General features: G+C 64.7%; 16 protein-coding genes. 7 read left to right on the top strand and 9 right to left on the bottom strand.

What is annotated here, in order from left to right; genetic code table 11:
* Positions 1–16 precede the first annotated feature (16 nt).
* Together IG169_RS10105 and carB are read right to left on the bottom strand one after the other, a co-directional pair.
* On the bottom strand, positions 17–1,228 hold the full coding sequence (locus tag IG169_RS10105) for a T6SS phospholipase effector Tle1-like catalytic domain-containing protein (protein WP_193176068.1): 1,212 nt from the start codon (positions 1,226–1,228) through the stop codon (positions 17–19).
* 103 nt (positions 1,229–1,331) lie between these two features.
* A complete protein-coding gene (carB, locus tag IG169_RS10100) occupies positions 1,332–4,835 on the bottom strand; it encodes a carbamoyl-phosphate synthase large subunit (protein WP_193176067.1) in 3,504 nt (1,167 codons plus the stop codon).
* Between the two features lie 287 nt (positions 4,836–5,122).
* Here carB and IG169_RS10095 point away from each other — a divergent pair, with 287 nt between their 5' ends.
* Complete coding sequence (locus IG169_RS10095; protein WP_193176066.1) at positions 5,123–7,495, top strand: DNA/RNA non-specific endonuclease; 2,373 nt, start codon at positions 5,123–5,125, stop codon at positions 7,493–7,495.
* Positions 7,496–7,498: 3 nt separating this feature from the next.
* Here the strand turns inward: IG169_RS10095 and IG169_RS10090 are convergent, their stop codons facing one another.
* The gene (locus IG169_RS10090) at positions 7,499–8,350 is read right to left on the bottom strand and encodes a LytTR family DNA-binding domain-containing protein (protein ID WP_193176065.1); all 852 of its coding nucleotides are present in this window, start codon (positions 8,348–8,350) and stop codon (positions 7,499–7,501) included.
* A gap of 64 nt (positions 8,351–8,414) precedes the next feature.
* Between IG169_RS10090 and IG169_RS10085 the strand changes: the two genes are divergently transcribed.
* Complete coding sequence (locus IG169_RS10085; protein ID WP_193176064.1) at positions 8,415–8,936, top strand: DUF2306 domain-containing protein; 522 nt, start codon at positions 8,415–8,417, stop codon at positions 8,934–8,936.
* Between the two features lie 34 nt (positions 8,937–8,970).
* Here the strand turns inward: IG169_RS10085 and IG169_RS10080 are convergent, their stop codons facing one another.
* Positions 8,971–9,333 carry an ArsR/SmtB family transcription factor gene (locus tag IG169_RS10080; protein WP_193176063.1) on the bottom strand — a complete coding sequence of 121 codons (363 nt, stop codon included), beginning with the start codon at positions 9,331–9,333 and terminating at the stop codon, positions 8,971–8,973.
* Positions 9,334–9,434: 101 nt separating this feature from the next.
* On the opposite strand from IG169_RS10080, the gene IG169_RS10075 reads away from it, so the two are divergent.
* The 3 genes from IG169_RS10075 to IG169_RS10065 all read left to right on the top strand — a co-directional run bounded on the left by IG169_RS10075 (position 9,435) and on the right by IG169_RS10065 (position 12,291).
* The gene (locus IG169_RS10075) at positions 9,435–10,607 is read left to right on the top strand and encodes an MFS transporter (RefSeq protein WP_193176062.1); all 1,173 of its coding nucleotides are present in this window, start codon (positions 9,435–9,437) and stop codon (positions 10,605–10,607) included.
* A gap of 71 nt (positions 10,608–10,678) precedes the next feature.
* Positions 10,679–11,614, top strand: a complete 936-nt coding sequence (ypfJ, locus tag IG169_RS10070; RefSeq protein ID WP_193176061.1) for a KPN_02809 family neutral zinc metallopeptidase — start codon at positions 10,679–10,681, stop codon at positions 11,612–11,614.
* An 8-nt stretch (positions 11,615–11,622) separates the two neighbouring features.
* Positions 11,623–12,291 carry a DUF2161 family putative PD-(D/E)XK-type phosphodiesterase gene (locus IG169_RS10065; RefSeq protein ID WP_193176060.1) on the top strand — a complete coding sequence of 223 codons (669 nt, stop codon included), beginning with the start codon at positions 11,623–11,625 and terminating at the stop codon, positions 12,289–12,291.
* A gap of 9 nt (positions 12,292–12,300) precedes the next feature.
* Here the strand turns inward: IG169_RS10065 and IG169_RS10060 are convergent, their stop codons facing one another.
* On the bottom strand, positions 12,301–13,296 hold the full coding sequence (locus IG169_RS10060; RefSeq protein ID WP_193176059.1) for an aldo/keto reductase: 996 nt from the start codon (positions 13,294–13,296) through the stop codon (positions 12,301–12,303).
* A gap of 111 nt (positions 13,297–13,407) precedes the next feature.
* Between IG169_RS10060 and IG169_RS10055 the strand changes: the two genes are divergently transcribed.
* Positions 13,408–14,016, top strand: a complete 609-nt coding sequence (locus IG169_RS10055; RefSeq protein WP_193176058.1) for a DUF2937 family protein — start codon at positions 13,408–13,410, stop codon at positions 14,014–14,016.
* Between the two features lie 98 nt (positions 14,017–14,114).
* Here IG169_RS10055 and IG169_RS10050 read toward each other — a convergent pair whose 3' ends face one another.
* Together IG169_RS10050 and carA are read right to left on the bottom strand one after the other, a co-directional pair.
* Positions 14,115–15,428, bottom strand: coding sequence for a mechanosensitive ion channel family protein (locus IG169_RS10050; protein WP_193176057.1), 1,314 nt, complete (start codon positions 15,426–15,428; stop codon positions 14,115–14,117).
* A 45-nt stretch (positions 15,429–15,473) separates the two neighbouring features.
* Positions 15,474–16,706 carry a glutamine-hydrolyzing carbamoyl-phosphate synthase small subunit gene (gene carA / locus IG169_RS10045; protein ID WP_193176056.1) on the bottom strand — a complete coding sequence of 411 codons (1,233 nt, stop codon included), beginning with the start codon at positions 16,704–16,706 and terminating at the stop codon, positions 15,474–15,476.
* 275 nt (positions 16,707–16,981) lie between these two features.
* Between carA and IG169_RS10040 the strand changes: the two genes are divergently transcribed.
* Positions 16,982–17,437 carry a GatB/YqeY domain-containing protein gene (locus IG169_RS10040; RefSeq protein WP_210325941.1) on the top strand — a complete coding sequence of 152 codons (456 nt, stop codon included), beginning with the start codon at positions 16,982–16,984 and terminating at the stop codon, positions 17,435–17,437.
* Positions 17,438–17,467: 30 nt separating this feature from the next.
* Here IG169_RS10040 and IG169_RS10035 read toward each other — a convergent pair whose 3' ends face one another.
* Both IG169_RS10035 and IG169_RS10030 read right to left on the bottom strand, forming a co-directional pair.
* A complete protein-coding gene (locus IG169_RS10035) occupies positions 17,468–18,199 on the bottom strand; it encodes an LrgB family protein (RefSeq protein ID WP_193176055.1) in 732 nt (243 codons plus the stop codon).
* On the bottom strand, positions 18,189–18,551 hold the full coding sequence (locus tag IG169_RS10030) for a CidA/LrgA family protein (RefSeq protein WP_193176054.1): 363 nt from the start codon (positions 18,549–18,551) through the stop codon (positions 18,189–18,191). The genes IG169_RS10035 and IG169_RS10030 overlap by 11 nt, the downstream gene beginning before the upstream one ends.
* Between the last annotated feature and the right edge of the window lie 141 nt (positions 18,552–18,692).

The following is an 18,692-nucleotide window of genomic DNA, read 5'->3' as shown; positions in this document are numbered from 1 at the left end:
GCATATACCATGCGCGTCAATTATCCGCCGGCGATCCGGGGGGCAGATTCGGCGGCCGGTAGGTCAGGTCGATCTCGATGCGCTCGTGGACCGTCTCGTGCACCGTCGCGTCGTCTGCGATCAGGCGGTGGTCGAAACGGGGGATGTACCAGCCCTTTTTTCCTTTCATCCGGAACGACGTCGACGGAATGCGGCGCGGGATGAATTCGACCAGCGGCCAGATCAGCGTCATCGAGTCGTTGATCGGCTGGCCGACCCCCGGCTTGATGTAATCGGGATAGTCCAGGTTCTCGCCGAGCACGATCTTCTTCACTGTCGGTTCGAAGACCTTGAGGCCGATTGCCTCCATCTCGCGGATCATCCAGATCAGCGGGATCTTCGCCTGCGCGCTGACCGCTTCCGGGTAGCCGCCGCCAACATCGCCATGCACGCCGGAGAACCACACTTCCTTGACGTCCTGCGGCTTGATGTCTTCCTTCTTGCGCGGCCGGAACGGGCTGCCCCAATATTCGCCGCCCGCCGGCCACAGCTGCGGATTGAACATCGTGCGCCGTTCGTCGATGGCCACCGCATGGCGCACATGCGCGACGCTCGGGTTCGTCTTGGTGAAGGGGTGGGTTTTCAGCTGCGGCCGCCACTTTCCCATCTCGATCACCGAACTGACCGTGTCGAACAGGCCGAGCGCCTTGATCGCCGGCCTGAGCGGCGTCAGCGCGCGTTCGTAGAGCCGCATGGTGCGGAAGGCGGCGTTGGGATCGTCGCCGTCCTTGCCTTCGAAATCGCTGATCCCCTTGTAGGTGCGGTAGGCGTAGTCGAGCAGGTTGAGCTGCGTCTTGTCCATGATGCCGAAGGCGTGGATGAAGCCGGCCAGCACCCGCGCCGTATAGGCGCCGCGCGAAAAGCCGAAAATATAGATGTCGTCCTGCTCGATTTTGGGCCGGGTCTTGGTCGCGGCCCGGCCCGGATCGAAATGTTCGACCAGAAAGCGATAGGCTTCCTTGACGTTCTGGTCGAGGCCCCAGCCTGTAGCCAGACCCCAGACCTCCTTCGCCCGCCGGCTCCAGCGCAGCCAGTCATTGGCGCCGCCGAAGGTCCCGACGCCGGGATCGTAGAAGACGATCTGGCGATCGTTCTTCCTCAGGCAACCATAGAGGCGAAGAATGTTGGTGCGTTGCTCCTCGATCTGGTTGGAGGTGCCGTCGCACAGGATGACGATGTTTTTCGGCATGGCCGGTCTCCTGTCACCCCCGCGACGAGGATAGTTGACGCAGCGTCCGATGAAAACAGGTCCGCGCCGTCGTGCTTAACGGCACGGGGAGGGAGGGAACCGCCTACCCGAAATAGCTCTGCAGCGGCCGCACCTGCAATTCGCCTTTCTGCATCGCCTGGATGGCCTCGCCGCAGGCGACCGATCCCGCCATGGTGGTGAAATAGGGCACCTTGTTCATCAGCGCGGCGCGGCGCAACGGCTTTGAATCCGAGAACGCCTTCTTGCCTTCCGTCGTGTTGATGACGAGCTGAACCTGGCGGTTGCGGATCGCGTCCTCGATATGCGGGCGGCCTTCCAGCACCTTGTTGATCTTGGTTGCCGGCACGCCGTTTTCGGCGAGGAAGCGCTGCGTGCCGCCGGTTGCGACGACGCCGAAGCCGAGGTCGGCGAACAGTTTCGCCGTCGGCAGGATGCGCGCCTTGTCGCTGTCCTTGACCGAGATGAAGACGTTGCCGGATTTCGGCAGTTCGACGCCCGCGCCGAGCTGCGCCTTGGCGAACGCTACCGCGTAGTCGTGGTCGAGGCCCATCACCTCGCCGGTCGAACGCATTTCCGGCCCGAGCAGCGTATCGACGCCGGGGAATTTCGAGAACGGGAACACCGCTTCCTTGACCGCGATGTGGTTCAGCGAATTGATGTCGCGCTTTTCGCCGTAATTGGCGATCGCCGGATCGAGTTTTTCGCCCGCCATGATGCGCGCGGCGATCTTGGCGATCGGCACGCCGATGGTCTTGGCGACGAAGGGCACCGTGCGCGAGGCGCGCGGATTGACCTCCAGGACGTAGACCTGGCCGTCCTTGATGGCGTATTGCACATTCATCAGGCCGCCGACATTCAGCGCCTTGGCGAGCGCGACGGTCTGGCGCTCCATCTCGGCAACGATCTCCGGCCCGAGCGTGTGCACCGGCAGCGAGCAGGCGCTGTCGCCGGAATGGATGCCGGCTTCCTCGATATGCTCCATGATGCCCGAGACGAAGACGTCCGTGCCGTCGCACAGGCAGTCGACATCGACCTCGACCGCGTCTGTCAGATAGGTGTCGAACAGCAGCGGGTTGGTGCCGAGCAGCGTGTTGATCTGGCCGGTCTTGTCGTTCGGATAGCGCGCCTTGATGTCTTCCGGGATCAGTTCCGGCACCGTGCCGAGCAGATAGGAATCGAGCCCCTGGTCGTCGCGGATGATCTGCATCGCGCGGCCGCCGAGCACATAGGACGGACGCACCACCAGCGGATAGCCGAGCGAGGCGGCGACCATGCGCGACTGTTCCACCGAATAGGCGATGCCGTTTTTCGGCTGCGTCAGGTCGAGCTTGATCAAGAGCTTCTGGAACCGGTCGCGGTCCTCGGCGAGATCGATCATGTCGGGCGAGGTGCCGAGGATCGGGATACCCGCCTTTTCCAGCGCGTTGGCGAGCTTCAGCGGCGTCTGGCCGCCGAACTGCACGATCACGCCGAGCAACTCGCCCTTCGACTGTTCCAGCCGCAGGATTTCCAGCACGTCCTCGGCCGTCAGCGGCTCGAAATAGAGCCGGTCCGACGTGTCGTAGTCGGTCGACACCGTTTCCGGGTTGCAGTTGATCATGATCGCTTCGTAGCCGGCGTCCCTGAGGGCAAACGCGGCGTGACAGCAGCAATAATCGAACTCGATGCCCTGTCCGATGCGGTTCGGCCCGCCGCCGAGAATAACGACCTTCTTGCGGTCGGAAATCCCCGCCTCGTTGGCGGGCGTTCCGGCGAACGGCGTCTCGTAGGTTGAGTACATGTAGGCCGTCGGCGATGCGAACTCGGCCGCGCAGGTGTCGATGCGCTTGAAGACCGGGCGCACTTCCAGCGCGTGACGCAGCTGCGCGACGTCCTTTTCCGATTTGCCGGCGAGCGTCGCCAGCCGCTGGTCGGAAAAGCCCATCGCCTTCAGCATCCGCAGGTTGGTGGCGTCATGCGGCAGGCCGTTGGCGCGGATGCGCGCCTCCATGTCGACGATCGCCTTGAACTGGGCGAGGAACCACGGGTCGATCTGGCAGCCGGCATGGACTTCCTCGATGGTGAAACCGAGACGGAAGGCCTGCGCCACCATGCGCAGCCGGTCCGGCGTCGGCGTGCCGATGGCGGCGCGGATGGCGTTCTTGTCGTCGCCTTCGCCAAGCCCGGGGATTTCGATCTCGTCGAGGCCGGTCAGCCCGGTTTCGAGCCCGCGCAGCGCCTTTTGCAGCGATTCCGCGAAGGTCCGCCCGATCGCCATCACCTCGCCGACCGATTTCATCGCCGTGGTCAGCACCGGCTCGGCGCCGGGGAACTTCTCGAAGGCGAAACGCGGGATCTTGGTGACAATGTAGTCGATGCTCGGCTCGAACGAGGCCGGAGTCGCGCCGCCGGTGATGTCATTGTCGAGTTCGTCCAGCGTGTAGCCGACGGCGAGCTTCGCCGCGACCTTGGCGATCGGGAAGCCCGTGGCTTTCGAAGCCAGCGCCGAGGAGCGCGACACGCGCGGGTTCATCTCGATGACGACGAGACGGCCATTGTCCGGATTGACGGCGAACTGCACGTTCGAGCCGCCGGTTTCCACCCCGATCTCGCGCAGCACCGCGATCGAGGCGTTGCGCATGATCTGGTATTCCTTGTCGGTCAGCGTCAGGGCGGGGGCGATGGTGATCGAATCGCCCGTATGCACGCCCATCGGATCGACGTTCTCGATCGAGCAGATGATGATGCAGTTATCCGCATGATCGCGGACCACCTCCATCTCGTATTCCTTCCAGCCGAGCACGCTCTCGTCGATCAGCACTTCCGTTGTCGGCGAGGCGTCGAGGCCGCTTTCGACGAAATCGAAGAATTCGGCGCGGTTATAGGCGATGCCGCCGCCGGTGCCGCCGAGCGTGAACGAGGGACGGATGATCGCCGGCAGGCCGACTTCCTCCAGTGCCTGGGCGGCAAGCCCCATGGCGTGGTTCATGTAGCGCTGCTTGCGGTCGGAGGTGCCGTCGCGCCAGTCCTGCTCCAGCTTTTCGAGAGCGGAATCGAGTTCCGCGCCCGTCAGCTCCGCCTTGAGCGCGGCACGCTTCGCCTCGTGCGCCTTGCGGTCGGCGTCCTTGATGTCGGAGGCGTTGACGAGAACCGAGCGCGGGCTTTCCAGCCCGATCCGGTCCATCGCCTCGCGGAACAGCTTGCGGTCTTCCGCCTTGTCGATGGCCTCCGGCTTGGCGCCGATCATCTCGACATCGTGCTTTTCCAGCACGCCCATCGCCTGCAGCGACAGCGCCGTGTTGAGCGCGGTCTGGCCGCCCATGGTCGGCAGCAGCACCATCTTCTCGTCCGGGCGCTCGCCGCGCTCCTTGGCGATGATCTTGGCGACGACTTCCGGCGTGATCGGCTCGATATAGGTGGCGTCGGCGAGGTCGGGATCGGTCATGATCGTCGCCGGGTTCGAGTTGACCAGGACGATCCGGTAGCCTTCCTCCTTCAGCGCCTTGCACGCCTGTGTGCCGGAATAGTCGAACTCGCAGGCCTGCCCGATGACGATCGGCCCCGCGCCGATGATGAGGACGGTGTCGATATCAGTGCGTTTGGGCATGGTTCGGTCCGGCTGTGCGAAGCGACCGGATGCGCGAGGCTCATCCGGTGCGAAAATTCTCGAATTTCAGGCTAGACGCGGCCTATAGGGTAAAGCGCTTCGCCATGTAACCCCCCGGCGCCTGTTTTCCAAGAAAAAGTCCCCGCTTGCGGCATTGTGTGCCGGCCCCGCCGCCGTAGCGTTAACCTTCATGGTAAATCGTCAACAGGAATTCACGTTTGCAACTATAATTACCCTGAGGAACCCAAGACTACCCTGAGGAAACCCAAGCGCGGGGAGCGGCCGCCATGGAAGAAAAACTCGAATACTACCAAGTCGAGAACCTGGCCCGGGACCGCATCAAGGCAAACGTCGACGAAATCGAGAATTCCATCTACGAGATCGCCCGCGGCAATCCCTACGCGGCCGAACCCGACATTGCCCGGCGAACAGCCGGAATCAAGCGCAATACCGGCTTGCCGGAGGAGAATGCCCGCGCGATCGCTGTCCGGATCGACGAGGTCAAGACGGCGCGCGAGGCCGATTTGGCCGGTGCGGAAGCGATCCAGGGCGGCGCGCAGGAATTCCTCGACGTCGCCTTTCTCGACCTCGGCCGCCGGGCCGCCAATTGCGTTGCCCGCGTCGCGCGGCCGAACGGCTCGGCGCGCGGGTCCGGCGTCCTGATCGCGCCGGGCCTGTTGATGACCAACAACCACGTCATCTCGTCGGCCGGCGAGGCGAGGGGCTATGTCATCGAACTCGACCTCGAGCGCGGCCCTGACGGCCGCATAAAGACGCCGACGCGTTTCGCCTTCGATCCCGCGAAATGTTTCGTTACCTCCGGCGTCAGCGCTCTCGACTTCTCCGTCATTGCCCTTGGCGACCGCATCGACGGCGCCGGCGATCTCGGCCATTACGGCTTCATGCCGCTGCTCGACGCCACCGACAAGCACAGCCTCGGCGAGGTCGCGAATGTCATCCAGCATCCCGACGGCAGGCTGAAGGAGGTGGTCCTGCACGAGAACCGGATCGTCTCGCGCGACAATACGAGGCAGGTGCTGCATTACGTCGCCGACACGCAGCAGGGCTCGTCCGGTTCGCCGGTCTTCAACAATGCCTGGGAGATCATCGCGCTACATCACTGGGCCGGGCCGTTCCACGAAACGGTCGGCATTGACGGCCTGCCGCTGATGCCGCGCATCAACGAGGGCATCCGCATCAGCGCGATCGTCAAGGCGCTGCGCGACGGCGACGCCGTCTTCGAGCAGGGCGCCGATGTCAGGATCGCCGAAGCGCTGACGCTGTGGGACCGCCTGTCCGACAGCGGGTTCAGGACCGTCGTCGGTGCCACGGCCACCGGCGGGGCCGGGGAGGGAATGACGGTGGCCGGCGGGGCCGCGAAAGGCGCTGCTTCGGTGATGCAGCGGCGCAATCCCGACGGCTCGCTGACGCTGATCGTGCCGGTCGAGGTCAATGTCTCGCTCGGTGGCGTCGCCATGCCGGCGGTCGCCCGGTCCGGGTTGGCTTCCATCGAAGAGGAGGCCGGGGAGGATTCCGGCAGCGAGAAGATAGCGGCTTGGAAGACCGAGGATTTCACCGACCGCGGCGGCTACGAGCCGGGCTTCCTGCCTGGTTTCATCGTGCCGATGCCGGACACGCCGAATATTCCCGGCAGGCTGGCCGTCAACCAGTTGCCGCCGGTCGGCAGCGAGGACCGGCACGAACTTCCCTATCACCACTTCTCGCTCAAGCTGAATGCCGATCGCGGCCTGTGTTATTTCACGGCCTGCAACGTCGACGGCGCGCGCACACGCCATGTCGACCGCAAGACCAAGACCGTCACCGCGGACCCGACGCTCAACCAGCTCGGCCTCGAAGCGCTGACCATCGAGGGCGTGAAGGCCGATGCCGGCTTCATGCCGGACCGTCGCGTCCTTCCGACCGAGCAGATGACCAACGAATATTATGCGTCGCAGAACGTGCCGGGTTTCCCCGACACCTCGTCGCGGGCGCGCATCGCCCGCATCTTCCAGCGCGGCCACATCGTGCTGCGCAGCGACCCGTCATGGGGCAGCGATTGCGAGGCGCTCGCCGGCGAGCGCGACACGTTCTTCTTTCCCAACATCTGCCCGCAGGTCGGCTTCTTCAACCAGGGCAGCCGACCGACATTTCCCGGCGAAAAGGGCAAGCTGCACTGGCGCGCGGTCGAGACCTACGTCCTTAGGAATGCCGTTACCGAGCGCCAGCGCGTCAGTGTCTTCGCCGGTCCCGTCTTCACCGACGAGGATTTCGATTATCGCTTCGGCGCGAAGATCCCGCTCCTGTTCTGGAAGATCGCGACCTGGGTCACCGGCGGCGAATTGCGCGCGATCGCGCTTCTGGCCGACCAGAAGGAACTGATCGAGGTGATGCCGGAAGCGCTCGAGGAGGCCGCCGCCGAGAACTTCACCGACACCGGGGAACTCGATCGTGTCTCGCAGTTCCTGACCACCGTCGAGGACATCGAGGACCGCACCGGGCTCGATTTCGGCAAGGCGCTGCGCGAGGCAGATGTCCGTTCGGGGTCGGAGGCAAAACCGCTCGCCGTTGCCGAATTCGAGCCGGAAGCGCTGCACGAGCCGCGCCGTCCCCGCAAGGCCGCGCGCAAAAGCGGCGGCACCCGCAAGCGGAGCCGGAAGTAGCGCTTAGGCGCCGTCCTGTCCGGACAGCCACTTTCGCACCGCCGGCCGCTTGCCGCGGCTCACCGGCACGATCACGTCGTTTGAAAGCCTGACCGACATCCGGTCGCCCGTCGTCTCGATACCGGCGACGGCCGAGCGCGCGACCCACCAGGAGCGGTGAACCCGCATGCCGGGATAAGCCGTCAGTTCCTCCTCGGCATCCGACAGCCGCATCAGGATGAGGTCGCGTCCCTTTGCGGTCGTCACCTCGAGATAATGGTCCTGCGCCTGCAGGGAGACGAGTTCCTTGCCGAGCCGGGCCGGCAGGCGCCTGAGGAATGGCGCTTCGCCGGGATCGGCGTCGTCGGCGACAGGAACGGGCGGCGTGTCCTCGCCGCTCTTCGGGCTCGACAGGTCGTAGATCGTCGAGACGGAGACCGCGATCACGACGCACATGCCGTAAAGCGACCCGATCCCGGCCAGTGTCCGCACAGGCGATCCGGAGAAGACGAAATCCATGAGCCAGACCTCCGCCGTGATCGGGATGGCGGCGAGGACGGTACCCAGCGCGATCGCCGGCAGACGCGCGCCCATGCGTGGCCGGATCAGCCGCGCCAGGAAGTTCGTCGCGAACAGGCCGGTGACGAAGGTAACGAAGGCGATCGACCCCCAATAGGCGAGCCGCTCCGGCGCGTTGAAATGCGCCAGCGTGCCGGACGGGCCGGTGACGACGAGAATCGCGATGGCCGCCGCCAGACCGATCCAGAAAGCCGGCCGCCTCAGCAGACCCTGCACTTCACGAAGCGCGAATTGCAGGGCGCTGCCGTCCACGAAGTCCCGCCGCCTGTCCACGTAATCGAGATTGTCCCGGTTCATGCGCATTTCCTAGCAAGCGTCAAACGCAACGCAAGCGCCAAGCAAAGGCCAACGGAGATTTATCATGAACCTTGCCGAATTCACCCACGCGTCCCTCGCGATCCAGCTGCACATGGTTGCGGCGATCCTCGCCTTTTTTCTGGGCGGCTATGTCCTGATCCGCCGCAAGGGCGACCGCCTGCATCGCAATCTCGGCAAGGCCTGGGTCGCTCTGATGGCGGTCACCGCCCTGACCTCGTTCGCGATCCACACGATTCGCCTCGTCGGGCCCTTCAGTCCGATCCACATTCTCTCGGTGGTGGTGCTCGTCTCGTTGGTCGCTGCCGTACGCGCCGCGCGGCGCAGGGATATTCCGAAACATTTGAACGCCATGCGCATGCTTTACCTGTTCGCGCTGATCGGGGCAGGCGCGTTCACCTTCCTGCCGGGCCGGCTGATGAACCGGCTGGCCTTCCACGGCGATGCGCCCTGGACGGGATATGCGACGGTCGCGCTGGCTGCCGCCTTCACCGTTTTCGTCGCGGCGAAAGCCTGGCCCGACCTGCTGCGCCGCGGCGGCCGGATCGGCAAGCCAGGATCGGTTTAAAGTCGAGGATTTTCAGGTGGTTATGGGCAGGGGCTCACCCCTCGATCGCCGTGTCTTCGGCCGGGCTGGTGCCCGCGTCGAGGGGCGGCAGATCGCCGGCGGCGGCGAGAATGGAATCGAGCAGGCCGGGAAACCGCGCTTCCAGGTCGTCACGTCGCAGCGTGATCAGCCGGTTCGTGCCGGAGACCTCGGTATGCGTGATCCCGGCTTCGCGCATCTTGGCGAGGTGGTAGCTGATCTTGGTTTTCGAGCCGAGCGGATTGAACGTCCCGCAGGCCAGGGCGTTGCCGTCGTTGCGCGCCAGATAGGCGACGATGGCGAGCCGCGTCGGGTCGCCGAGGACGGCGAGCACGTTGGCCAGGCTGATCTGGTCTCGGGTCGGGTGCCAAATGTGCATGGCGCAGATTAGCCGTTTTGAACCTTGCTTCAACTCTTTGAAATTGACATTTTGCGCATAAAGTTCAAAAGTTCAAGTAATTTTGAACTAAGGACATCTTCATGGACCGCCGTCTCATATGGCTGGCGATCGGGGCATTCGCCACCTCGACCGTCGCTTTCGTCTTTGCTGGCCTGCTTCCGCTGATCGCCGACGGGGTCGGCACCACCGTTCCGAAGGCCGGCTTGCTGATGACCGCCTTTTCGCTGTCCTATGCCATCGGTACGCCGATCCTTGCGACCGTGACCGGCAGCGTCGACAGGCGCCGCGTCATCGCCTTCGCGCTCGCCTTCTTCATCGCCGCGAACCTGTTCGCCGCGACCGCCGCGTCCTACGGGGCACTGATGGCGGCGCAAATCGTCATGGGCGCCTTCACTGGCCTCTACGCCTCCACCGCCCAGTCGACGGCGATCGCGCTTTCGGATCCGGCACACCGGGCGCGCGCGGTTTCCGCCGTGCTCGCCGGAACCACCTTCGCCGTCGCCTTCGGTGCGCCGCTCGGCGCGCTGATCGGCGATCTCGTCGGCTGGCGCTTCACCTTCCTGTTCATCGGCGTGATCGCGGTCATCTGCCTCGCCATCCTCTGGTTCCGCCTGCCCGGCGATATCGAGGGCGTGCGGCTGTCGCTCGGCGAACGGATCCTTGCCGTCGCCCGGCCGGGCGTGTTTCCGGCGCTTGCCGTCACCTTTCTCTACCTGGCCGCCGGCTTCACGCTGATCGCCTATCTCGCGCCCCTCGCCATCGACGGCGTCGGCCTGCCGAAGACCGCGGTATCGCTGCTGCTGCTCGTCTTCGGCCTCGGCGCGGTTGCCGGTAACGCCGTGAGCGGCCGGCTGGCAGACCGTCTCGGCCCCACCCGGGTCGTGGCGATCGCGCTTTCCGGCGGCGTGATCCTGGCGCTCGCCATCGGCCTTGTCGCGGAATTTGTACCGAGTTCGCTCGCCGGCCCCGCACTGATCGCCCTGATGTTTCCCTGGGGCGTCATCGGCTGGACTTTCCCGCCCGCCCAGGCGAGCCGGCTCGTCGCGCTCGCGCCGGAGCTTGCTCATCTGACCATGCCGCTCAACGTGTCCGCGATGTATTTCGGCATCGCCGCCGGCAGCGTGATCGGCGGGCGGGTGCTGGCCGTCGCACCCGTGCCGTGGCTCGGTTTCGTCGCCTCCGCGATCCTTGTCGTGACGATTTTCGTGCTAACCTGGCGCCGCAAGCCCGCGCGTCCGCTGTCGATGGCCTGACGCCGGCCTTCCGTCTTGAAGCCTTCGCGTTTCCGGGGCATTGATAACGCCTTAGCGTGAGGAGCATCACAATGCGTCTGGAAGGCCGCCGTCAAAGCACCAATATCGAGGACCGACGCGGCCAGCGCACGCGCAATGTCGGTTATTCACCGCGCCCGCGCGTCCGCATTCCCTCCTCCGGGCGGGTGGTGCGCACCGGCGGCGGCGGGATTTCCGGTATTATCATGCTGATCATCCTGTTCTTCGTGCTGCGCTCCTGCGGTATCGATCCGCTGGCGATTCTCGCCGGCGGCGGCGACAATCCGTTCGGCGAGATCGTGCCGCAGACGCAGACGCAGACTTCGCAGGCTCCGTCCGGTCCCGTGCGCAACGACGCGACGACTCAGTTCGTCGCCACGGTACTCGCCGAGACTGAGGATGTCTGGGACGGCATCTTCCAGGCAAACGGCAAGACCTATCCCAAGCCGATCCTCGTTCTTTTCGAGGGCCAGGTCTCGTCCGCCTGCGGCTTCGCCAGCGCCGCCTCCGGGCCGTTCTACTGCCCCAACGACCGCAAGCTCTATATCGACCTGTCCTTCTACGACGAGCTGGCGCGCCGCTTCAAAGCCTCGGGCGATTTCGCCCAGGCCTATGTGCTCGCCCACGAGGTCGGCCACCACGTCCAGAACCTGATCGGCGTGCTGCCGCAGTTCAACCGCATGCGCCAGACGATGAGCCAGGCCGAGGCCAATGCGTTGTCGGTGCGCGTCGAACTCCAGGCCGACTGCTTCGCCGGCATTTGGGGCCATTACACGGCGCAGAAGGGGCTTCTGGAAAAGGGCGATCTGGAAGAGGCGCTGAACGCCGCGACCCAGATTGGCGACGACGCCATCCAGCGCCGCACCCAAGGTTATGTCGTCCCGGAAAGCTTCAACCACGGCACCTCGGCGCAGCGGCGCGAATGGTTCGACCGCGGCTTCCAGTCCGGCAGGCTCGAGGATTGCGATACCTTCAACAATCCCGTCTGACCGGTGGTGTGACAAAGCTCAAGGAGACCGACCTCTATCCCCCGGTCAAGAAACTGCTGGAGGACCAGGGCTACGAGGTGAAATCGGAAGTCGGGGCCGCCGACGTCATGGCGGTCCGCGGCGCCGAGCCGCCGGTCATCGTCGAACTGAAAACCGGCTTCACCCTGTCGCTGTTCCACCAGGCGATCGAGCGTCTGGCGATCACCGATGCGGTTTATGTCGCCGTGCCGCGCGGCAAGGGCCGGCCGTTCCTATCCTCCTTGAAAGGCAACAAGAAGCTCTGCCGCCGGCTTGGCCTCGGCCTGATCACCGTCCGGCCGGATGACGGCTTCTGCGAAATCCACCTCGATCCGGGCCCCTACGCGCCGCGAAAAAACAACGCGAAAACAACGAGATTGCTACGCGAATTCGCCCATCGCATCGGCGATCCCAATCTCGGCGGCTCGACCCGCACGACAATCGTCACCGCCTACCGGCAGGACGCGATGCGCATCGCCGCATGGCTCGCCGGAAACGGAGCCGCCAAGGCGTCCGACGTGGCGAAAGCGACCGGCGTCCCCCGCGCCCGCACCATCATGGCGGACGACCATTACGGCTGGTTCGAGAAGGTGGAACGCGGCATCTACCGGCTGAGCCCCAAGGGCGAACAGGCGGCCGGGGAATTGCCGCCGTCATAGACTGTCCGTCTATTTCTCGCTGTCGAGCATCGCCATCTGCGCCGCGTTGTAGCGGTCTCCGGCGGCCGCGCCCTTCGGGACGGCTTTTTCGATTTCTGCGAGGTCTTCGGCCGAAAGCGCCGCCTCCGCGCCGCCCAAGAGGTCGTCCAGTTGTTCGCGCGTGCGTGAACCGAGCAGAGGCACGATGTCGTCGCCCTGCGCCGCCACCCAGGCGACCGCCGCCTGCGCCGTGGTCATGCCCTTGGCCTGCGCCACCCGGAAAAGCGCCTCGGCCAGCGCCAGGTTCTTCTCCTCGTTGCCTGCGTCGTAGCGTGGCATGCGGGCGCGGATGTCGCCCTTGCGTTTCGGCGTTCCGGGCTTCCGGCGTCCGCCGAGGATGCCGCGCGACAGGATGCCGTAGGCGGTGATGGCGATGCCGAGTTCGCGGCAGACGGGCAGGATCGCGTCCTCGATGCCGCGCGAGACCAGCGAATATTCGATCTGCAGGTCGCTGACCGGAGCCTCCGATGCGGCCCGGCGGATCGTTTCGGGGCCGGCTTCCGAAAGGCCTGCATGGCGCACGTAACCGGCGTCGATCAGATCCTTGATCGCGCCCATCGTCTCCTCGATTGGTACGTTCGGATCGATCCGCGCCGGCCGGTAGATATCGATGTAATCGACGCCGAGGCGGGTGAGCGAATAGGCGAGGAAATTCTTCACTGCCGCCGGCCGCGCGTCGTAGCCGTTCCAGGCCCCGTCCGGGCCGCGCAGCGCCCCGAACTTGACGCTGATCGTGACGTCGTCGCGGTTGCGCTCCTTCAGGGCGCGGCCGATCAGTATCTCGTTCGATCCCATGCCGTAGAAATCGCCGGTATCGATCAGCGAGATGCCGGCGTCTATCGCCGCGTGAATGGTCGCGATGCTCTCGGCGTCGTCGGCCGGTCCGTAGACGCCGGCCATCGACATGCAGCCGAGCCCGACCCGCGAGACGGCGGGACCGTCTTTTCCGAGTTGTACCGTTTTCATGGGAAATCCTCCGATGTCCGATAATCCTCGCGGCCGGGGAAACCTGCAACCCTCCCGTGCATTAATTTTCGCCAGGATATGTTAGAAACACGGAAGCTGCGGGAGGTAGGCATGGCCTTGATTGGGCGGACATTGGTCTTGGCGGTCGGGATTGCCGGCGGCGTGGTCACGTCGCAGGCGCCCGAATTCACCCAGCAATACCGCCAGCGGCTCGGCGGCGCGCTGGAGGAACTGCGCATGGTCGTCACCGATTTCGATTCCGATGCGAAAGACCACGCGCTGACCCGCGGCCAGGCGCTCGCCGCCTACAAGGCGTCCGCCGACGAGTTCCTGCGCGATCGCGGCCTGTCCATCACCCAGACCATCCGGCGTTACGAGAGCCTGCAGCGCCAGTCCGCTCGGTTTGCCAACTGGCCGGATGCCGCCAGCCCGCTGGTTCTGGTCGGCGAGACCGACGCGCAGCTTTTCGGCGGCGCATGGTCGGATTTCCGACCGGGCGTTCCGGTGACGGTCGCCGGTGCGATCTGGGCGGCGCTCGGCTTCCTGCTGTTTGCGCTGCTGGGGCAGGGCGCCAGACGGGCCGGAACCGGCCTTGCCGGCGCCGGACGCCGGCGTGGCATGGCGGCGACGCGGCGCGGTCCGGCCGCCTATCACGGCGACCATGCGGACCCGCCGCCGGAAGTCCTGCCCGATCCCGACGGCCCGGTCCTGCCGCGCTAGAGCAATTCCGGGAAAAGTGAAAACCGGTTTTCCGTGCGGAATTGCGTGAAAACAGACAACTGGAGACGGTCGTCGATTCCGCGAAACGATGGTCGTCTCTAGGTTTCGTCCGCCTTTCTGACCTCCACCGGCGTCCGCATGATGATTTCGCGATGCGGGAAGGGGATCTTGATGCCGGCCTCCTTGAAGGCGTCCCACAGCGCCAGCAGCACCTGGCCGCGAATGTTGGTCAGCCCGTTCTGCGGATCGGCGATCCAGAATCGCAGCTTGAAATCCAGCGACGACGAGCCGAAGGCCGTCATCCAGCAGACCGGCTTCTTGATGCCGATGACGCGGTTGACGGACTGCGCCGCTTGAATCGCGATCCGCGTCACCTCGTGCGGATCGCTGTCGTAGGAGACGCCGAAATCGACGTCGAGGCGGATATAGCTGTCCGAAAACGACCAGTTGACGACCTGGTGGGTGATCAGGTCCTCGTTCGGGATCAGATATTCGCGCCCGTCGCGCGTGATCACCGAGACGAAGCGGGCGCGCAATTCGCGGATCCAGCCGAACGTGTCGCCGAGTTCGATCGTGTCGCCGGGCTTGATCGACTTGTCGACGAGGATGATCACGCCGGAAATGAAGTTCGAGACGACCTTCTGCAGCCCGAAGCCGATGCCGACGCCGACCGCGCCGGAAAAGATCGTCAGCGCCGTCAGGTCGATGCCGATGGCGTTCAGTGCGATCAGCCCCGCCAGCACCGTCAGCCCGATGCGCATGACCTTTCCGGCCAGCACCTTGAACGAGGGCGACAGGTCCTCGTTGGCCGCGATGCGGTTGTCGATGAAACTGCCGACAAGATGCGCCGCCCACAACAGCACCGCCGTCACCGCGATGGCCTTGACGAAGAACAGCGCCGACAGGCGGAAATCGCCGAGATCGACGGCGACGCTGTCGAGCGCGGCCTCGACGGAATCTCGGATGTCGAGCACGCCGGTCGCGACATAGACGAAGACGCAGAGCGCGACGAACCGGGCGATCGCTCGGCTGCGGATGATCCGCGTCAGCACCGAGGCGGCGAGCCAGGTGAAGCCCAGCACCAGCGCCAGCGACAGCATGTAGCTGCGGCTCGGCCATGTCGTCGCGAGGATGATTTCGCGCGCGATCTCGACGAAGACGAGAAACAGCACCCACTCGGTTCGCCGCATGAAAGCGACGATCACCCGCAGCAGGCCGGGATTGCCCTTGATGCGCCGGGCGCGCGCCTCCAGCGCCGGCTCGATGCGCAGCGACAACAGATAGGCGACGGCGAAACAGCCCGCGATGATGGCGAACTGGTAGAATGTCCAGGGCTGGGCGATATAGCCCTGCACCCGGTGGGCGAAGGCTACGATCCAGTCCAGCCAGCTGTTCGCGTCAACCGATCCCATGCACCGAGACTAGCGTATCCCGGCAAATAGGAAAGAGCGGCGCTTTCAGCGCTCGGCCAGCGCCGGCTCGCCGCGCTTTTCGCGGATCAGGTTGATGAAGCGGCGGAACAGATAGTGGCTGTCCTGCGGCCCCGGCGAGGCTTCGGGGTGGTGCTGCACCGAGAACACCGGCTTGCCGTCGACGGCGAGGCCGCAATTCGACCCGTCGAACAGCGACACATGCGTTTCCGTCACGCCCTTCGGCAGCGATTTGGAATCGACCGCGAAACCGTGGTTCATCGACACGATCTCGACCTTGCCGGTGGTGTGATCCTTGACCGGATGGTTCGCGCCGTGATGACCTTGGTGCATCTTCACGGTCTTGGCGCCGAGCGCCAGCGCCAGCATCTGGTGGCCGAGGCAGATGCCGAACATCGGGATGCCGGTCTCCAGCAGTTTCTTGATCGTCGGCACGGCATAGTCGCCGGTCGCTTCCGGGTCGCCCGGCCCGTTGGACAGGAAGATGCCGTCGGGATTGAGCGCCAGCACGTCGTCCGCGCTCGCAGTCGCCGGCAGCACGGTCACTTTCGCGCCAAGACCGGCCAGCAGCCGCAGGATGTTGCGCTTCACGCCGAAATCGAGCGCGACGATATGGATGTCGGTGTCAAGAACCTCGTGCTCGCCGTAACCCTCGTTCCACCTCCACGGCGTCTCGCACCATGTCGAGGACTGGCCGGAGGTCACTTCCTTGGCGAGATCGAGGCCGACGAGGCCGCCCCAGGCCTTGGCGCGCGTCTTCAGCGCCTCGACGTCGAAATTGCCGTTCGGATCATGCGCGATGACCGCGTTCGGAACGCCGTGTTCGCGGATATAGGCGGTCAGCGCGCGCGTATCGATACCCGACAGTGCGACGATGCCGCGCGACTTCAGCCAGGTGTCGAGATGGCCGGCGGCCCGGTAGTTCGACGGATCGGTGATGTCGGCCTTGAAGATCGCGCCGACGGCGCCGGCGCGGCGCGCCGGGGTCAGGTCTTCCATGTCCTCGTCATTGGTGCCGATATTGCCGATATGCGGGAACGTGAAGGTGACGATCTGGCCCGCATAGGACGGATCGGTCAGGATTTCTTCGTAGCCGGTGATCGCCGTGTTGAAGCAGACTTCCGCCTCCACGGCGCCGGTCGCGCCGAAGCCTTTGCCCTCCAGCACCGTTCCGTCGGCGAGAACGAGCAGGGCGGTCGGTTTTTCCACTGTCCAGGCCTCGCCGGCCTGGGTGGATTGCGTGGATGTTGATTCGGTCATGGATCGGTCTCGAAAGGGTGAACGCGCGGTATCTTGTCGAGGCGGGGCTGTATCACCATATGTTGCGCCTGAAAACACCGCGTCCGCCGGGAGGAATCCGGACGGAAATTGCGATCTGGAGATCGCTGCGGTATGTGGCTTTTTTGTGTTTCCAGGCCGTTCAACTTATGGCTGTGAATGAAAAAAGCTAGTTGTATCAATATGATAACGATGATTGCCGCACTTGCGCTACGGTTTGAACAGCGCTATGTTCCGGCGACCATCGAGGAGTGCGAATGATGCGCGATGCGATTCAAGCTGCGCTAAAAGATGCTCAAAAATCACAGGATAAATGTCGTGTTTCCACCCTGCGCCTGATTTGCGCGGCGGTGAAGGATCGCGACATTGCCAACCGTTCCAACGGCAAGGATCCCGTTTCCGACGAGGAAATCAGCGAGATCCTGACCAAGATGGTCAAGCAGCGCCGTGAATCCGCCGAGACCTACGAACAGGCCGGCCGGCTCGAGCTCGCCGATCAGGAACGCCAGGAATCGGCGGTGATCCTCGAGTTTCTGCCCAAGCAGATGTGCGAGGAAGAGGTCGAGCAGGCTTGCGAGAACGTCGTCCGGGAAACCGGGGCGGAAGGTCTGCGCGATGTCGGCAAATGCATGTCGACGCTGAAGGAGCGCTTTTCCGGCCAGATGGATTTCTCCAAGGCCAGCGGCCTCGTCAAGAGCATCCTGTCGCAGTAGCCGAAGGGCCGCCGTTCGCGGTCCTTGTTCTCATCGGAAAATCGACCAGGCCAGTGGCAAGAGGATTGCCGTCGCCAGCGCGTTGAGCCCCATGGCGAGGCCGGAAAACGCGCCGGCGATCTCGTTGACCTGCAGCGCGCGCGCCGTGCCGATGCCATGCGCGGCGGTGCCCATGGCAAAGCCGCGCGATGCCCAGTCCTTCACGCCGACGAGATTGAGAACCAGCGGCCCGAGCGCCGCGCCGAGAATACCGGTGGCGATCACCAGCACTGCCGTCAGCGAGGGCAGGCCGCCGAGGCTTTCCGCGATCCCCATGGCGACAGGCGCGGTCACCGATTTTGGCCCGATCGAGATGATGGTCGTCTGTCCCGCACCGAGCGCCCACGCGATCCCCATAGCGCTCGCTGCCGCAAAGGCGGAGCCCGTTATCAGGCTGACCGCGATGGCAAAGGCCGATTCGCGCACCCGGTGGAACTGGCGGTAGAGCGGAACCGCGAGCGCGACCGTCGCCGGCCCGAGCAGGAAATGCACGAATTGCGCGCCTTCGAAGAACGTATCGTAGGACGTGCCGGTCACGCTGAGGATCGTCACCAGCGCGACCACCGCGATCAGCACCGGATTGAGCAGCGGGTTCATCCCGCCGCGTTTGTAGATCCACATGCCGGCCTGGTAGGCGGCCAGTGTCATCGTCAGGTGCAGCAGCGGGCTCGCCGACAGATAGACCCAGACGGTCTGCAAATCGGTCGGGATGTCACTCTGCATCGGACTGCCCCCGGCGTTTGCGCACGGTCAACGCCTGCATCAGCAGCCCTGTGACCGCGATGGTCGCCACCGTCGAGACGATCAGCGCGACCGAAACCGCGATGCCATCGCCGGCGAGCAGCTTCAGATGCACCATGATGCCGGTGCCGGCCGGCACGAACAGCAGCGACAGGTTGGACAACAGCGCGCCCGAGACCGTGTCGAGGTCCTTCGGAATCGAGCCGCGGATGGCAAGACCGGCAAAGAGCAGCACCATGCCCATGACGGGTCCGGGCACCGGTATGCCGGTCGTCGCCACGAAGGCCTCGCCGGCAAGCTGGCAGGCAAAGATCAGGGTCAGGTAATTAAGCATCGTGCACCTCCGTCGGAGGCATGATGTAGCACATGCAAAGGAATGTCTTGTCGAAAGCCGCGGGTGCGTTGCGCGTTATTACCGTCAGGACAATTAAACCGTTTCTTTGGATTTTTTTGCGAGTTTAACCGGGTAATAACG

Source organism: Oricola nitratireducens, assembly GCF_014904745.1.
Taxonomy (GTDB): domain Bacteria; phylum Pseudomonadota; class Alphaproteobacteria; order Rhizobiales; family Rhizobiaceae; genus Oricola; species Oricola nitratireducens.
Note: the sequence above shows the minus strand (reverse complement) of the source record. Positions and strands in the feature narration are given on the sequence as shown.

Bases quoted from the DNA above. Each gene is read 5' to 3' on its own strand.
- IG169_RS10105 (WP_193176068.1), bottom strand. From the start codon at position 1,228: ATGCCGAAAAACATCGTCATCCTGTGCGACGGCACCTCCAACCAGATC.
- carB (WP_193176067.1), bottom strand. From the start codon at position 4,835: ATGCCCAAACGCACTGATATCGACACCGTCCTCATCATCGGCGCGGGG.
- IG169_RS10095 (WP_193176066.1), top strand. From the start codon at position 5,123: ATGGAAGAAAAACTCGAATACTACCAAGTCGAGAACCTGGCCCGGGAC.
- IG169_RS10090 (WP_193176065.1), bottom strand. From the start codon at position 8,350: ATGAACCGGGACAATCTCGATTACGTGGACAGGCGGCGGGACTTCGTG.
- IG169_RS10085 (WP_193176064.1), top strand. From the start codon at position 8,415: ATGAACCTTGCCGAATTCACCCACGCGTCCCTCGCGATCCAGCTGCAC.
- IG169_RS10080 (WP_193176063.1), bottom strand. From the start codon at position 9,333: ATGCACATTTGGCACCCGACCCGAGACCAGATCAGCCTGGCCAACGTG.
- IG169_RS10075 (WP_193176062.1), top strand. From the start codon at position 9,435: ATGGACCGCCGTCTCATATGGCTGGCGATCGGGGCATTCGCCACCTCG.
- ypfJ (WP_193176061.1), top strand. From the start codon at position 10,679: ATGCGTCTGGAAGGCCGCCGTCAAAGCACCAATATCGAGGACCGACGC.
- IG169_RS10060 (WP_193176059.1), bottom strand. From the start codon at position 13,296: ATGAAAACGGTACAACTCGGAAAAGACGGTCCCGCCGTCTCGCGGGTC.
- IG169_RS10055 (WP_193176058.1), top strand. From the start codon at position 13,408: ATGGCCTTGATTGGGCGGACATTGGTCTTGGCGGTCGGGATTGCCGGC.
- IG169_RS10050 (WP_193176057.1), bottom strand. From the start codon at position 15,428: ATGGGATCGGTTGACGCGAACAGCTGGCTGGACTGGATCGTAGCCTTC.
- carA (WP_193176056.1), bottom strand. From the start codon at position 16,706: ATGACCGAATCAACATCCACGCAATCCACCCAGGCCGGCGAGGCCTGG.
- IG169_RS10040 (WP_210325941.1), top strand. From the start codon at position 16,982: ATGATGCGCGATGCGATTCAAGCTGCGCTAAAAGATGCTCAAAAATCA.
- IG169_RS10035 (WP_193176055.1), bottom strand. From the start codon at position 18,199: ATGCAGAGTGACATCCCGACCGATTTGCAGACCGTCTGGGTCTATCTG.
- IG169_RS10030 (WP_193176054.1), bottom strand. From the start codon at position 18,551: ATGCTTAATTACCTGACCCTGATCTTTGCCTGCCAGCTTGCCGGCGAG.